General features: G+C 45.2%; 18 protein-coding genes. 3 read left to right on the top strand and 15 right to left on the bottom strand.

Annotated elements, in window-relative coordinates; translation table 11 throughout:
- Window positions 1-6 precede the first annotated feature (6 nt).
- The 10 genes from spoIIIAE to Q5C82_RS10530 all read right to left on the bottom strand — a co-directional run bounded on the left by spoIIIAE (window position 7) and on the right by Q5C82_RS10530 (window position 6,511).
- Window positions 7-1,206, bottom strand: a complete 1,200-nt coding sequence (gene spoIIIAE, locus Q5C82_RS10575) for a stage III sporulation protein AE (RefSeq protein ID WP_003226386.1) — start codon at window positions 1,204-1,206, stop codon at window positions 7-9.
- An 18-nt stretch (window positions 1,207-1,224) separates the two neighbouring features.
- Window positions 1,225-1,626 (bottom strand): stage III sporulation protein AD, encoded by a 402-nt coding sequence (gene spoIIIAD / locus Q5C82_RS10570; RefSeq protein ID WP_003230228.1) that lies wholly within the window; start codon window positions 1,624-1,626, stop codon window positions 1,225-1,227.
- Between the two features lie 6 nt (window positions 1,627-1,632).
- A complete protein-coding gene (gene spoIIIAC / locus Q5C82_RS10565; RefSeq protein WP_003153142.1) occupies window positions 1,633-1,839 on the bottom strand; it encodes a stage III sporulation protein AC in 207 nt (68 codons plus the stop codon).
- A gap of 22 nt (window positions 1,840-1,861) precedes the next feature.
- Window positions 1,862-2,377 (bottom strand): stage III sporulation protein SpoIIIAB, encoded by a 516-nt coding sequence (gene spoIIIAB / locus Q5C82_RS10560; protein WP_003226383.1) that lies wholly within the window; start codon window positions 2,375-2,377, stop codon window positions 1,862-1,864.
- On the bottom strand, window positions 2,371-3,294 hold the full coding sequence (spoIIIAA, locus tag Q5C82_RS10555) for a stage III sporulation protein AA (protein ID WP_003226381.1): 924 nt from the start codon (window positions 3,292-3,294) through the stop codon (window positions 2,371-2,373). Before spoIIIAA ends, spoIIIAB begins: the two co-directional genes overlap by 7 nt.
- A gap of 75 nt (window positions 3,295-3,369) precedes the next feature.
- Entirely contained in the window at window positions 3,370-3,651 is a 282-nt protein-coding gene (locus tag Q5C82_RS10550) for a YqhV family protein (protein WP_003226379.1), read from the bottom strand.
- Between the two features lie 149 nt (window positions 3,652-3,800).
- Entirely contained in the window at window positions 3,801-4,358 is a 558-nt protein-coding gene (efp, locus tag Q5C82_RS10545) for an elongation factor P (RefSeq protein WP_003226377.1), read from the bottom strand.
- Between the two features lie 24 nt (window positions 4,359-4,382).
- Window positions 4,383-5,444, bottom strand: a complete 1,062-nt coding sequence (gene papA / locus Q5C82_RS10540) for an aminopeptidase PapA (protein WP_003226375.1) — start codon at window positions 5,442-5,444, stop codon at window positions 4,383-4,385.
- Window positions 5,445-5,446: 2 nt separating this feature from the next.
- Window positions 5,447-5,887, bottom strand: coding sequence for a type II 3-dehydroquinate dehydratase (gene aroQ, locus Q5C82_RS10535; protein ID WP_003226373.1), 441 nt, complete (start codon window positions 5,885-5,887; stop codon window positions 5,447-5,449).
- Between the two features lie 87 nt (window positions 5,888-5,974).
- Window positions 5,975-6,511: a YqhR family membrane protein gene (locus Q5C82_RS10530; protein WP_079996405.1), complete on the bottom strand. Its 537-nt coding sequence runs from the start codon at window positions 6,509-6,511 to the stop codon at window positions 5,975-5,977.
- Window positions 6,512-6,736: 225 nt separating this feature from the next.
- Between Q5C82_RS10530 and Q5C82_RS10525 the strand changes: the two genes are divergently transcribed.
- Together Q5C82_RS10525 and Q5C82_RS10520 are read left to right on the top strand one after the other, a co-directional pair.
- Complete coding sequence (locus Q5C82_RS10525) at window positions 6,737-7,693, top strand: DUF1385 domain-containing protein (RefSeq protein ID WP_003226369.1); 957 nt, start codon at window positions 6,737-6,739, stop codon at window positions 7,691-7,693.
- A gap of 39 nt (window positions 7,694-7,732) precedes the next feature.
- Window positions 7,733-8,128 carry an SA1362 family protein gene (locus tag Q5C82_RS10520; protein WP_003226367.1) on the top strand — a complete coding sequence of 132 codons (396 nt, stop codon included), beginning with the start codon at window positions 7,733-7,735 and terminating at the stop codon, window positions 8,126-8,128.
- Here the strand turns inward: Q5C82_RS10520 and Q5C82_RS10515 are convergent.
- The 3 genes from Q5C82_RS10515 to lipM all read right to left on the bottom strand — a co-directional run bounded on the left by Q5C82_RS10515 (window position 8,125) and on the right by lipM (window position 10,489).
- Complete coding sequence (locus Q5C82_RS10515; RefSeq protein ID WP_003226364.1) at window positions 8,125-9,000, bottom strand: patatin-like phospholipase family protein; 876 nt, start codon at window positions 8,998-9,000, stop codon at window positions 8,125-8,127. The two genes, Q5C82_RS10520 and Q5C82_RS10515, sit on opposite strands and share 4 nt — an antisense overlap.
- Before the next feature lie 124 nt (window positions 9,001-9,124).
- Window positions 9,125-9,553 (bottom strand): transcriptional regulator MntR, encoded by a 429-nt coding sequence (gene mntR / locus Q5C82_RS10510; protein WP_003226362.1) that lies wholly within the window; start codon window positions 9,551-9,553, stop codon window positions 9,125-9,127.
- Between the two features lie 99 nt (window positions 9,554-9,652).
- Window positions 9,653-10,489 (bottom strand): octanoyltransferase LipM, encoded by an 837-nt coding sequence (gene lipM, locus Q5C82_RS10505; protein WP_003226361.1) that lies wholly within the window; start codon window positions 10,487-10,489, stop codon window positions 9,653-9,655.
- Between the two features lie 190 nt (window positions 10,490-10,679).
- Here lipM and Q5C82_RS10500 point away from each other — a divergent pair, with 190 nt between their 5' ends.
- The gene (locus Q5C82_RS10500; RefSeq protein WP_003226359.1) at window positions 10,680-11,060 is read left to right on the top strand and encodes a rhodanese-like domain-containing protein; all 381 of its coding nucleotides are present in this window, start codon (window positions 10,680-10,682) and stop codon (window positions 11,058-11,060) included.
- 37 nt (window positions 11,061-11,097) lie between these two features.
- Here Q5C82_RS10500 and gcvPB read toward each other — a convergent pair whose 3' ends face one another.
- Window positions 11,098-12,564: an aminomethyl-transferring glycine dehydrogenase subunit GcvPB gene (gene gcvPB / locus Q5C82_RS10495; protein WP_003226357.1), complete on the bottom strand. Its 1,467-nt coding sequence runs from the start codon at window positions 12,562-12,564 to the stop codon at window positions 11,098-11,100.
- Window positions 12,557-13,903: an aminomethyl-transferring glycine dehydrogenase subunit GcvPA gene (gene gcvPA / locus Q5C82_RS10490; protein WP_003226355.1), complete on the bottom strand. Its 1,347-nt coding sequence runs from the start codon at window positions 13,901-13,903 to the stop codon at window positions 12,557-12,559. The genes gcvPB and gcvPA overlap by 8 nt, the downstream gene beginning before the upstream one ends.
- Window positions 13,904-13,925 lie beyond the last annotated feature (22 nt).

The following is a 13,925-nucleotide window of genomic DNA, read 5'->3' as shown; positions in this document are numbered from 1 at the left end:
CCTCCTTTATTTCATCATCATCGTGAGGTTTCCGGCTGTGATTATGACGGTAAGGCTTAAAAAAAACATGAGAGACACAATGGCGAGAGCTGCAAAAATATAAATGACGCTTTTGCTGATGACGTCGAGGCAGGTAATGACGGGCCCGCCTCCAAGCGGCTGAAGAATCGCGGCTGCCAGCTTATAAATAAAAGCGAGGGAAAGCACTTTGATTGCCGGAAAAGCCGCAATACAGATCAAAATAGCGACTCCGAGAATCCCTACTGTATTTTTCAGCAGTAAGGAAGCGCTGATCACAGTATCTGTCGCGTCTGTAAACATTCGGCCAAGTACAGGAATAAAGTTTCCGGTTATAAATTTAGCCGTCCTGAGCGTAATGCCGTCTGTCACTGCAGCTGAGGCTCCCTGAACAGAGATAACGCCGAGAAAGATGGTGAGAAAGACGGCGAGCGCCCCGATGGCGATATTTCTGAGCAGGTTGGCCAGCTGCGTTACTTTGTATTGTTCGGTCATTGTGCTGACAATGCTCAGAATCGCTGATAAAAAAATGAGCGGCATGACAATATTCTGAATCAAAAGACCGCTCGTGTTCATCAGAAAGAGGATAACAGGATGAAAGAAGGCTGCAGATACAGCTCCGCCTGAGGAAGCCAAAAGCGCTAAGAGGAGCGGAATGAGCGCCAGTATAAAGCTGGTCATCGTCTGAATGGCCTCTGTCGCATAATTGATTGCCACATGAAAACTGTTTAGCGCAAGGATAATCAGCACCATGTACACAATTGAGTAAGCGACCTTACTGACGGTGCTTTGTTGAAATGCATTTTGCAGAAGCTGCAGGATAACGCAAAATATCGTGAGCAAAATCAATGTGCCCAGCAGCTTTCCGTTGGCAAGCACTTCATGAAACAAATAAGAAAAGAGAGCTTTCAGCCATTCTTGCGGTGAAAATGATTTATCACCATTGATAAACTCAATTAAGCTGCCTTTTTGACTTTCCGGCAGCAGTCCGCCGTACTCTGTCATAATATCATTCCAAAACTCACCAATCTTGTCTGTTTCAAGCGAAGCCGCTGTCCTTTCCGCTAATTGCTCAGCCGTTTCAGCATGGTCTTCCGTTTGTTCGGCATCACTGGCTGCTTGTACTATGTCTGCGCGGCCTGCTATGATCAGCACGGCCAGAAGCAAAGCCCATTGAAAACGCTTCAATCTACCGCCTCCTTTCGGTTATGACATAGAAGGTATAAGCCCGAGAATCGTTTCGATAATGACGGTTAAAATAGGCACAGCCATAACGAGAATTAAAATTTTCCCAGCCAATTCTATTTTCGAGGCAATGGCCCCTTGACCGGCATCTTTTGTGAGCTGCGCCCCGAATTCAGCAATATAGGCGATTCCGATAATCTTTAAAATGGTTTCAACATAGACCATGTTGACGTTTGCATTAATCGCGATTTTTTCTATCATTCGAATAATGTCGTAGATTTGGTCTACCAAATAAAGAAAAATGGCACATCCGGCAAACACGACGATTAAAAACGCAAAAGTCGGCTTTTGTTCTTTTACTATCAAAGAAAGGAAGGTGGCGATGAGCCCTAAACCTACAATTTGAACAATGTCAATCTGCAAGCCCCCCTATCCTTGGAATAAAAACACAGCTTTTATCTTTTTAAAAAGGTCATCTACAATCGTTGCGACCATAAATAAAATATAGATAAAACCTAACAGCGTCACCCACTGGGCGTATTCTTTTTTGCCCATCTGATCCAAAATCGTGTGTAAAAATGCAACCACGATTCCCACTCCGGCGATTTGAAATATGACATTCACGTCTACTCCCATTTTATTTTTGCTCCCCTCACGTTTACATCAATAGAAGAATGAGTAACAAGCCCGCTAAAAAGCCCAAACTTTTTATCATTTTTTCATTTTTCGCTTGTGCCTGCTCAGCATCCGCTTCCGAGGCTTCCAAATGTGTCAGCGCCAGCTTGATGTGCTTTTGCTGCGAGATTCGATCATGAATCCCGAGCGTCTCACCAAATTGCTTCAGCACTTCATATTCGCTTTTTTTCAAAGACATGGTGTCCCACACCTTCTTTAAGCTTTGCTCCCACGCCGTTTTCGCAGAATCACTTCCCTTGTCCAGCTGATCACTGAACGTGATAAAAAGAGCTGAAACAGGCTGTGCCAGCTGCTTGGCAATCTGCTGTGAAGCGATATGAAGCGGTGTATGGCCGTACATGATTTCAGCCTCGAGGGATTGGAGCGCCGCACGCAGCTGGCGGATTTGCCGCGGCCGTTCTGTATAAATCTTCGCCATCTCAAAACCTGTCCATGTTGTCGCCACCACAATGAATACAGCGCCCAGCAGCTTCAGCATGTCTTCACGCCCATCGTCCCAGACAGCACATTTCCGTCTTTGTCATAAATGCGGCTTACTGTGCCCGGTCCCTTTGCTCTCGATAATTCCAAATAGCGGTCGAAGGCTCTTTCTTCCCACAAACGCTTCAATGAAGGACGCTTCATCAGGTCGGATATGCTCCAGCCATGCGCCGAGACGATAACTGAAACACCTGCATGCAGCGCCTCAAGAAGTGCATCTGTATCTTCCACACGCCCGATTTCATCGACAATGATCACCTCAGGGCTCATGGATCGAATCATCATCATCAGCCCCTCAGCCTTTGGACAGGCGTCTAATACGTCAATCCTCTGTCCAAATTGATGCTGCGGAATGCCGCGCAGGCATCCGGCAATTTCTGACCGTTCGTCGACGATTCCTGTCTTTACGGGCAATATGTGGTTTTTGCCGGTGCTCGAGAGTCTCGCAAGATCCCGAAGAAGTGTTGTTTTACCGGTTTGCGGCGGACCGATAATCAGCGTATTCAGCCAGCTGTCTCGATATAAGAATGGAAGCAGCGGCTCCGCAATCCCCAGCTTTTGCCGGGCAATTCGTATATTAAAAGATGTGATGTCACGGAGGCCTTTCACCCCTCCGTTTTCCGTGATGACTCTGCCTGCCAGTCCGACTCTGTGGCCGCCTCTGATCGTGACATACCCTTTCTTCAGCTCTTCTTCGAGCGTATACATACTATAGTTGCTGAGCCGGCTGAGGATCAGATGGGCATCCTCGACCGTGCCGGCATAAGACAAAAAAACAGGTTGTCCTTTTCGAATCAATTCAACAGGGCGGTTGACCCGAATTCTGACTTCTTCGATTTCCAGCCATTGTTGTTCCGGTATTTCAGAAAGGGCATTTTTCATGGATTCAGGGAGAACCTCAGCGATTTCATTCAACAGAGCCTCCTCCTTTCTACCGATTGGCTTCTTTAAAATGTATGATGTAAGGCAGACTTTATGACAAGCCTCTCTTTATTTATGAACACCCGCCAAAATTAAAACAACACCCGTAAAAATCAGAATCAGCTTTGCATACGACAGCTGCCCGGCAATTTGATAGATTCCGACAGTCATGGTGATGATAAAAATCAGTGGACCGACAATAGCGAGAATGCTGTTAACCACAACCGCCTTCCGGACATCATTTGTTACAAGCATAATAATCGCTGCCGTCAGCTCAATCATAGAGGATAAAACTCGCAATCCGGCCATTGTTAAAACAGTAGAATTGATATTTCCAAGTAAAAATTTCATAGCACTCTCCCAACCTCCCATTTTTTTATATGATATGCTCTAGCTTGCGGAAGTAGTCTTGTCATTTTCGTATAAAAGAAAGATTCTGTTTTTGGGCACAAAAAAAGCCTGCTCCCATTTTGGGAACAGACTTCACTTCTTTTTTCTTTCTATGCTCTTGAAACGTAAGAACCGTCTGATGTATTGACAACAAGTGTGTCGCCTTCATTTACAAAGAAAGGCACGTTTACAACAAGGCCTGTTTCAGTTTTCGCTGGTTTTGTACCGCCTGATGCTGTATCACCTTTAATGCCAGGTTCAGTTTCAACTACTTTGAGCTCAACTGTGTTTGGAAGTTCAATACCGAGCGTTTCATCTTGGTACATCATGATATGCACAGACATGTTTTCAAGCAGGTATTTTAATTCCTCTTCGATTTGAGTTGCGCTTAGCTCAAGCTGCTCATAAGAAGAAGTATCCATAAATACGTGCTGATCTCCGTTTGCATATAGATATTGCATTGTTTTTGTTTCGATTTGTGCTTTCGCTACTTTTTCACCAGCGCGGAATGTTTTTTCCTGAATCGCGCCAGTGCGAAGGTTGCGGAGTTTAGAACGGACAAACGCCGCACCTTTACCAGGTTTTACGTGCTGGAAGTCAACGACGCGCCAAATGCCGCCATCTACTTCGATTGTTAATCCTGTACGGAAATCGTTAACTGAAATCATGTTTAATGTCCTCCTATATTCCAATCACAAAATAATAAGTTCTTTTGGGGAATGGGTGATTGTCCGGTTGCCGTTTTCTGTAATCACGATGTCATCTTCTATGCGGACACCGCCTGTTTCTGGTATGTAAATGCCCGGCTCCACTGTGACCACCATGCCCGGTTCAAGGATAGCTGAAGATCTGACGGACAATCCCGGCGATTCATGAACTTCCATGCCGAGCCCATGCCCGGTTGAATGGCCAAAATATTCACCGTAGCCTTTTGCAGCAATGTGATCCCTTGTAAGGGCGTCAGCCTCTTTTCCTGTCATCCCCGGCTTAATATGTGCGACGCCAAGCGCCTGAGCATCAAATACGACCTGATAAATCTCCTTCAATCGATCACTGGGATGACCTACAGCGACCGTACGGGTAATATCAGAACAATATCCTTTATAATAAGCGCCGAAATCAAGCGTAACTAGGTCTCCACTTTCAATCAGTTTGTCACTGGCCACACCGTGCGGAAGGCTTGACCGAAGGCCCGAGGCGACAATCATATCAAAAGAAGAGCTGTCAGCTCCCTGGCTCCTCATATAAAACTCCAGCTCATTGGCAACAGCGATTTCAGAAATGCCGGGTTTCATAAACGTCAAGATATGTCTAAAGGCATCATCTGCAATCTTCGCAGCTTCCTCTAATATCTTAATCTCTTCACTAGACTTAATCAAGCGCAACTTTTCTACGGATTCAGCCACAGGCACTAATTCAGCCTCACTGACAACCGCGCTGTACGAGGCGTATGTGCCGTATGTCATGCTGTTCTGCTCAAAGCCGAGGCGCTTGATGCCGAACGCTTCAACCGTGTCGGCCGTGGTCTGAATCAAGCTGCCTCCATGTTCAATGATCTCAAAGCCCTTTACCTGAGCTTTCGCCTGCTCTGTATAACGAAAATCCGTAATAAACGCTGCCCTGTCACCTGATATAACAGCCAAGCCCGCAGAACCTGTAAATCCGGTCATATAGCGTACATTCGTGCTGCTTGTAATCAGTATTCCGTCAATCCCCAGCTGTCCAAACAGGTTTCTTATTTTCTCTAGCTTCATCTTTATTCTCCCCCTTGCTGGCTTAATAAGTAGCGAACAGCAAGCTTGTAGCCTTCAGCTCCAAGACCGACAATCTGCCCTTTCGCAACCGGAGCGATAACCGACTGATGCCTGAACTCCTCCCTGGCGTATAAGTTTGATAAATGCACCTCAACCACAGGAAGACTGATGCTTGAAACAGCATCCCTGATCGCATAGCTGTAATGACTCAGGGCACCAGGGTTCAGAACAATCCCGCTGTATTGCTCCTCAGCCTCATGTATCGCATCTATCAAATCACCTTCGTGATTAGACTGGAAGAAAGTGAGCTGGATATGTAGGGCTTCTGCAAATTGAAAAAGATCTGTTTCAATTTCGGTCAGTGTCTGGCGGCCGAATACCTCCGGCTCACGCTTCCCCAGCCGATTGACATTCGGCCCGTTCAAAATTAAAAAATGAGGCACATGAATCTCTCCTTTTCGCGAGGGTTTCCCATGTAAAAAATGTTCACTTCTCGTGAACATTTTATCATACTGCAAAAGGATAATACACTATTCTCTATGCGTTCCCAGCGCACGTGCCAGCTTTTCCGAATTCAGCTCATTGTATTCAAATGAAATAGAGTAACCGACAAACAGCCCGTAAAGCAAATAGATGCAAATGGTTGTAATAACTGTATCTGCTTTCAGTTCGGTCACTGCACGCACATCAGGAAAAATCGGATTAAAAACAAAAAACACGAGCAGCCAAAGCAGCAAGCCGTATAAAACACCCGGCCACATTGTTTTTAAACGTTTCAATAGAAGAAAATAAAGAAACGCTGCGCCAATTGAAAGAAGTCCGATCAAAATGATACTGATTACAGTTCCCAGTCCATGTTTTTTCCACTCTCCGAGCACAAACGGCTGCAAAATCATGTTCGGACTAATTTCAGAAAAATGAAATAAATACGCTATATAAGCAATGAAACTCCATAATACGCCTCCGCAAAAACCTGTTGCCGCCACCCTTCCGGCCATCGGAACAGGCGGTCCTTGCTTCTCATTCAATTGTTGATCTTGTTCTGTATCTTTTTCGCTTGTCATCATGGCACCTCCAGTTAAAGTGTGCCCAAAAAATAAAATGTCAATAAAAAAGCTCACACTTTTTGACAGCAGCGAGTAAAATTTGAAAATAACGGGTATAATGCATGTAGAAAAAGCAAGGCTATGGCAATTTTTCAGCCTGTCAATCTAGAGGTTTAGCGCTGTTTCCTGTACAATAGAGTGAAAGGAAATGGTTAGCAATCCTAAAGAAATAGGCAGGTTGATAATATGTCAAAACATAAAATTCCGCCCGCTTACGGCGGGCAGGCAGTTGTGGAAGGCGTTATGTTTGGCGGAAAGCATCATTACGTTACGGCTATCAGAAGAACGGATGGAAGCATTGACTACTTTAAGCTTCCCCGCAAACACAATCCGAAACTGAACATCGTGAAAAAGATACCGTTTTTACGGGGGATCGCAGCCATTATTGAAGCGAGCGCAAATGGCACAAAGCATTTGAATTTTTCAAGCGAACGTTACGGGCTCGATCCAGCTGAAGACGAGACACTTGAGCAGGAAGAAAAAAAAGCCTCCGGGCTGTCTATGTATCTCAGCCTCGCGGTAATCGGCGTCTTATCATTTTTGTTCAGTAAATTCGTATTTACATTGGTTCCTGTTTTCTTAGCTGAACTGACAAGGCCGATTTTTTCATCGGACATCGCTCAGATTGCGGCTGAAAGCCTGTTTAAATTGATTTTGCTGCTCGGTTACATTTATTTTTTGTCCATGACACCGCTCATTAAAAGAGTGTTTCAATATCATGGAGCCGAACATAAAGTCATAAACTGTTATGAACAGAATTTGCCAATTACAGTGGGGAATGTTCAAAACCAGTCCCGGCTTCATTACCGCTGCGGATCAAGCTTTATTTTATTTACGATTATTGTCGGCGTGTTTGTCTATTTGCTTGTTCCGACAGATCCGCTTTGGCTGCGTGTTATAGATCGTGTTGCACTGATACCGGTCGTGCTCGGCATATCCTTTGAAGTTCTGCAGCTGACAAACAAAGTTCGTGATATTCCCGGACTCAAATTCCTTGGCTATCCGGGCCTCTGGCTTCAGCTGTTAACAACAAAAGAACCCAAGGATGACCAGGTTGAAGTTGCCATCGAAAGCTTTAACGAGCTTCTCAGACTTGAAGAAATGTCTGGACAGAATCAGAAGCCTTCTCACAACGTCATCTAGTATCCGTTGCCCTGCTATTACTTTCGGAGGTGGACAGTTATGAATCATCGTGTACAACCTATTATTGCTGTATTAATTGCGCTGGGAGCGTTCGGTTTTCTATATGTGTTGGTAACCAATCCCGGAGAAATGGCAAAAATGGCGGTAACCGTCATCGTGGCAGGTATCATTATTTATTTTATTGTGAAATATGTAATGAATCGAAATGCGGGCAGCGAAGGAGCAGCCTTCAAAAAAGCGGCGAAACAATCACGGCGCCGGATGAAAGAACAAAAAGCAAAACACCGCGCCGGACATAAGGGACGTGTCAGCCACCTGCGAAGCGTTCCGAGCGCCAGCAAGCCTAAGCCGATGATTCTCAAGAAAAAAAGCCAGACTCAACTGACTGTTATAGAAGGGAAAAAAAATAAAAAGAAAAACAGAGCGCTTTTTTAATAGGTCCACTGTTTTAAAAACTGCTCTGTCCGTCTTTTACCTAGCTCAATCAGGGCTAGTTTTTTTTGTTGTGTTAAATGAAAATCGGTCGCCATTACGTCGTCAACCGGCAGAAAAATGATGTTTTGTTCATACCGTGACGCAATATGCCTTGCGTCATGTGCATCCTTCATCGTTTCAAACAGGGCGCCAAACAGTTCGAAAGCGTTGCGGATATTTTTTTTCGGACGCTCTCTTTCACGCGGCGCAAGCGTTACACCAATCACTGGGCGTTTTCTTTCCTTTGAAAACAGCCAGATTGGAAAATTGCTTAACACCCCTCCGTCAACAACCGTGGCGGTGCCAGTGTCCGTTTTTAATTTTATCGGTTCAAAGAAATACGGAATGCTGCAGCTCATTCTTACTGCTCTGGCAACAGGAAACATATCGGGATTTAACCCGTAACGGACCAAATCGTCCGGCAAAACAATCATGGTGCCGTTTGTCAGATCAGAAGCGATAAGTCGCAGAGACCCTTTCTGCAAATCACCGAAAACCCTTATGCCTTTCGCTCTTAACAGATCAGCAATCCATTTTTCTATCGTGTCGCCTTTGTATAAGCCGAGACGCCAGTAGATGGACACCCACTGGAGCATCTTTAAGGGGAGAAATGAGTATCGCTGGTCCAGCAATTTCTCTCCGTCCACTTCTTCAATCAAAGCGTGGATTTCCTTACTGGTGTAACCTGACGCAATGAAAGCGGCAATAATTGAGCCAGCGCTTGTACCCGCAACCCTTTTAAAGCGGAAGCCTTTTTCCTCAAGCGCTTCATAAGCGCCTGCCAGCGCAATGCCTTTTACTCCTCCTCCGGAAAACACACCGTCAATATACATCTCATTCTCTCCCCCTTCATCCGATCGTTTACTATCATTTTAAGAAAACACGCGAAGAAATAGACCAACGAATGACGCGAGGCGCAGCGCATCAAAAAAGACGGCCTCCTTTGAGACCGCCTTTTTATTGATTGTGATGTTCTGTTTTCTTTTGGATTGATTTCAGATCTTTTTTACGGGCACCATCTTCTTCAAAATATTGAACAAGATCCCCGATGCGATCAATACTGTTCCAGCTTAAATGATGTTCGATTCCTTCAACATCGTTATATATTTTCTCTTCATCAACACCAATGATTCTTAAAAACTGCTCAAGCAATTCATGTCTGTATACTAGCCGTTTGCCTATTTTTTTCCCTTTAGACGTTAACACGAGACCGCGATATTTTTCATAAATTAAATATTCGTCTTTATCTAGTTTTTGAACCATTTTTGTTACAGAGGAGGGATGGACTGCCAATGCTTCCGCGATATCGGAAACCCGTGCATATCCTTTTTCTTCAATCAGCATATAAATCTGTTCAATATAATCTTCCATACTTGGTGTTGTCATCGAAACCCTCCCAAAAAGCACCTTAACTTTATAAACCATTACAAGTTTACACTAATGAACTTGAAAAAACAAGGATGCTCCGCGGGACAAAAGCCCTTTTTACCGCTTATAATTCCATTCATCTGAGGCATATTTTGTTTCTGCCAAATGATGAACAAAATCAAGCTCTTCCTGAGACAGTTCGTACGGCTCCAAATGAATGTTAAGGCCTGTTTCAAACCCTTCTTTAAAGGCTTTACGGGCCTCATCCATCGTCACCCGCATATCTGTAAGTTCATTAATGGCAACCGCTTTATTTTTGAAATTGCGCTGCATCCGCTCTCTGACTCTTTCACTCGGATACAAGAACAGATCGAACAGCTTGTCCTCATCCAAATCAAGCAGAATGGAGCCGTGCTGAAGAATCACGCCTTTTTGTCTCGTTTGCGCGCTTCCCGCCACCTTGCGTCCCTCGACCACCAGCTCATACCACGAAGGCGCGTCAAAACAAACGGATGACCGCGGATTTTTTAAGCTTTCTTTTTCTTTTTCGGTTCTCGGGATGGCAAAGTAAGCGTCCAGACCAAGATTTCTAAAGCCTTGGAGTATGCCTTCTGAAATGACCCGGTATGCCTCAGTAACAGTCGCCGGCATTTCAGGATGCTCTTCCGATACAATCACGCTGTATGTCAATTCCTGATCGTGCAGCACACCTCTCCCGCCGGTCGGACGTCTGACGAATCCGAGATTATACTTATGTACTGCTTCAAAATTGATTTCCTTTTTAATATTTTGAAAATACCCTACAGAAAGAGTCGCCGGATTCCAGCCGTAAAAACGGATTACCGGAGGAATTTTCTTTTCGCTGTGCCAATATAAAAGCGCTTCATCAAGCGCCATATTGAATGCAGGACTTGCATTGCCTGAGTCTATAAACCGCCAAATTTCTTTTTCCATTTTGAGACCTTCCTTACCGTTATAATAGAATCAGTTTATCAAACTGACGGGAAAATGAAAATATTTTAGTTCCATTATGGATGACAATCACGCTGTGCTTTACTATAATAGTATTTGTCGAAAACGGCTCTATGGCCTTGTTTTTATGAAGCAGGGTTTTGATTTTATATGCTAAAGGAGTAGAATCACATTGTCTAATATGATCGTTTTGATTATTTTTGCTGCGTTTATCATCTATATGATTGCTTCATATGTTTATCAGCAGCGAATTATGAAAACACTTACGGAAGAAGAATTTCGCGCGGGTTACCGAAAAGCGCAGCTCATTGACGTTCGTGAACCGAATGAGTTTGAGGGCGGACATATTTTAGGGGCCCGCAACATTCCGCTTTCCCAGCTGAAACAGAGAAAAAATGAAATCCGTCCGGACAAGCCTGTCTATTTGTACTGCCAAAACAGTGTCCGCAGCGGACGCGCGGCACAAACCTTGCGCAAAAACGGCTGCACTGAGATTTACAACCTAAAAGGCGGCTTTAAAAAATGGGGCGGAAAGATTAAAGCGAAGAAATAAAGCAAAACAGCTGTCTGTAATAGACAGCTGTTTTTATTTATCGCTCTTCCTTCTCATACCTGAGCACCGGGTGTCTCGCCGCTTTTGTTTCATCCATCCTTTTTACAATCGTCGTATGCGGCGCCTCCTGGACGAGTTCCGGGTTCTCCTCCGCTTCCCTTGCAATTTGAATCATGGCGTCGATAAACGCATCCAGAGTTTCTTTTGATTCCGTCTCTGTCGGCTCAATCATGATGCATTCTTCAACATTAAGCGGGAAATAAATCGTAGGCGGATGATAGCCAAAATCGAGCAGCCGTTTTGCAATATCTAGCGTACGCACTCCCAGCTTTTTCTGCCGTTTCCCTGACAATACAAATTCATGCTTGCAATGACGGTCAAACGGAAGATCGTAATAAGGCGCGAGCTTTCTCATCATATAGTTCGCGTTTAACACTGCGTTCTCAGTAACAGCCTTTAATCCGTCAGGCCCCATGGAGCGGATATACGTATAAGCTCTGACATTGATGCCGAAGTTGCCGTAATACGGCTTCACGCGGCCGATCGAGTGAGGGCGGTCATAATCAAATGTAAAGTGCCCTTCCTTTTTAATTAAAACTGGTTTTGGCAAATAAGGAATCAAATCTTTTTTTACGCCGACAGGGCCTGAGCCGGGGCCGCCGCCGCCATGAGGGCCAGTGAATGTTTTATGCAGGTTGAGGTGCACCACGTCAAATCCCATGTCTCCCGGTCTCGCTTTGCTTAAAACCGCATTTAGATTAGCGCCGTCATAGTATAGTTTTCCCCCCGCTTGGTGAACAATTTCCGCCATCTCGGTGATCTGTTCCTCAAACAAGCCGAGCGTGTTCGGATTCGTCAGCATAAGAGCAGCAGTTTCTTCATTCACCGCTCTTTTTAAATCCTCCAGATCGACAAGCCCATTCTCATTTGATTTCACCGTAACCGTTTCAAAACCTGCTACTGTCGCTGAAGCAGGATTCGTCCCGTGCGCGGAATCAGGAACAATGACCTTCGTCCGCTTGAAATCCCCACGCGCTTCATGATAGGCGCGGATCATCATCAGCCCCGTCCATTCGCCATGCGCCCCGGCAGCGGGCTGAAGCGTGACCTCATCCATTCCCGTTATTTCCTCAAGGTGTTTGCTTAAATCATATAAAAGCTCTAAAGCGCCTTGCACCGTGTCTTCATCCTGAAGAGGATGAATCGCAGCAAAACCGGGAATTCGCGCGATTTTTTCATTTATTTTCGGATTGTATTTCATTGTGCAAGAACCGAGCGGGTAAAAGCCGGAATCCACCCCGTGATTACGTTTGGACAGCGCTGTATAATGGCGCATAATATCCAGCTCGGACACCTCCGGCAGCTCTGCGTCCTCATCACGAATATAGGTGTCTGACAATAGCTCCTCCAATTCGATTTCCGGTACATCGAGTTCCGGAAGACTGTAGCCGATACGGCCTTCTCTGGAAAGCTCAAAAATAAGTGCCTGATCCTGATTATTCATGGCGATCCCCCAATTCCTGAATGAGTGCGTCGATTTCTTCTTTTGTTCTCAGCTCCGTTACAGCAATCAGCATATGACAGTCCATCTCCGGATACGCCAGCCCAAGATCATATCCGCCGATGATGCCTTTTGCCAGCAAACGCTGGTTCACAGCTTTCACCGGTTCATCCAGTTTGATGACAAATTCATTAAACATCGGTCCGTCAAACATAACGGTAAGGCCTGCTTTTTTTGCTTCTTGCTTTGCATAGTTGGCTTTTAAGAGATTTTGGCGGGCGATTTCTTTTACGCCGTTTTTTCCGAGAGCAGTCATGGCGACAGAAGCTGCCAGCGCATTTAAAGCTTGGTTTGAGCATATATTTGATGTCGCTTTTTCCCGTCGGATATGCTGCTCTCTGGCTTGTAAAGTAAGCACAAAGCCCCTTTTTCCGTTTTCGTCTTCCGTTTGTCCGACGAGGCGGCCCGGCACCTTTCTCATTAATTTTTTGGTGGCGGCAAAAAAGCCGCAATGCGGGCCTCCGTATGCTGAAGGAATGCCAAAAGGCTGCGCATCACCGACGACGATATCAGACTGAAACTTGCCCGGTGGAGTGAGGAGACCTAACGCAAGCGGGTTGGCTGACACAATAAACATGGATTTCCCTTGATGAGCGATAGGCTCAATATCCTGTAACGGCTCGACCCGGCCAAAAAAATTCGGGTACTGAACGATTACGGCGGCGGTGTCCTCGCAAACGGTTTGGCGCAAAGCATCCAGATCGGTAACGCCATCTGCAGCGGGAACTTCAACGACTTCAATATACTGACCTTTTGCGTACGTTTTCAACACTTCTCTCGATTCAGGATGCACGGTTTTTGACACAACGATTTTTTTCTTTTTCGTGTGGCCTGAAGCAAGCATTGCCGCTTCCGCCAAGGCTGTTCCGCCATCATACATAGAGGAGTTGGCAATATCCATTCCTGTCAGTTCACAAATCATCGTTTGGAATTCAAAAATAGCCTGAAGCTCCCCCTGTGAAATTTCCGGCTGATAAGGTGTATACGCCGTATAAAACTCAGAGCGTGAAATGACATGATCCACAATGACAGGCTGAAAGTGATCATATACACCTGCTCCTAAGAAAGACGCGTGTTGTACCGTATCACGATTTTTAGAGGCCAGCTTTGTCAGTTCTCTTGTTAATTCCGTTTCTGATTTCGCTTTTTTGATTTGATACTCTTTTTTATATCTGACATTTTCCGGTATATCAGCAAATAATTCATCGATGCCTCTTACGCCGATAGCGGCAAGCATTTCCTGTTTATCCTCTTCTGTTGCAGGCAAATAACGGTGCTTCATGTGTTGACTCCTCTCCCCAAGA

The sequence above is a fragment of the uncultured Bacillus sp. genome, assembly GCF_958411575.1.
Taxonomy (GTDB): Bacteria; Bacillota; Bacilli; order Bacillales; family Bacillaceae; genus Bacillus; species Bacillus spizizenii.
The sequence above is the reverse complement of the archived record's forward strand: the minus strand, read 5'-3'. Positions and strand labels throughout refer to the sequence as shown.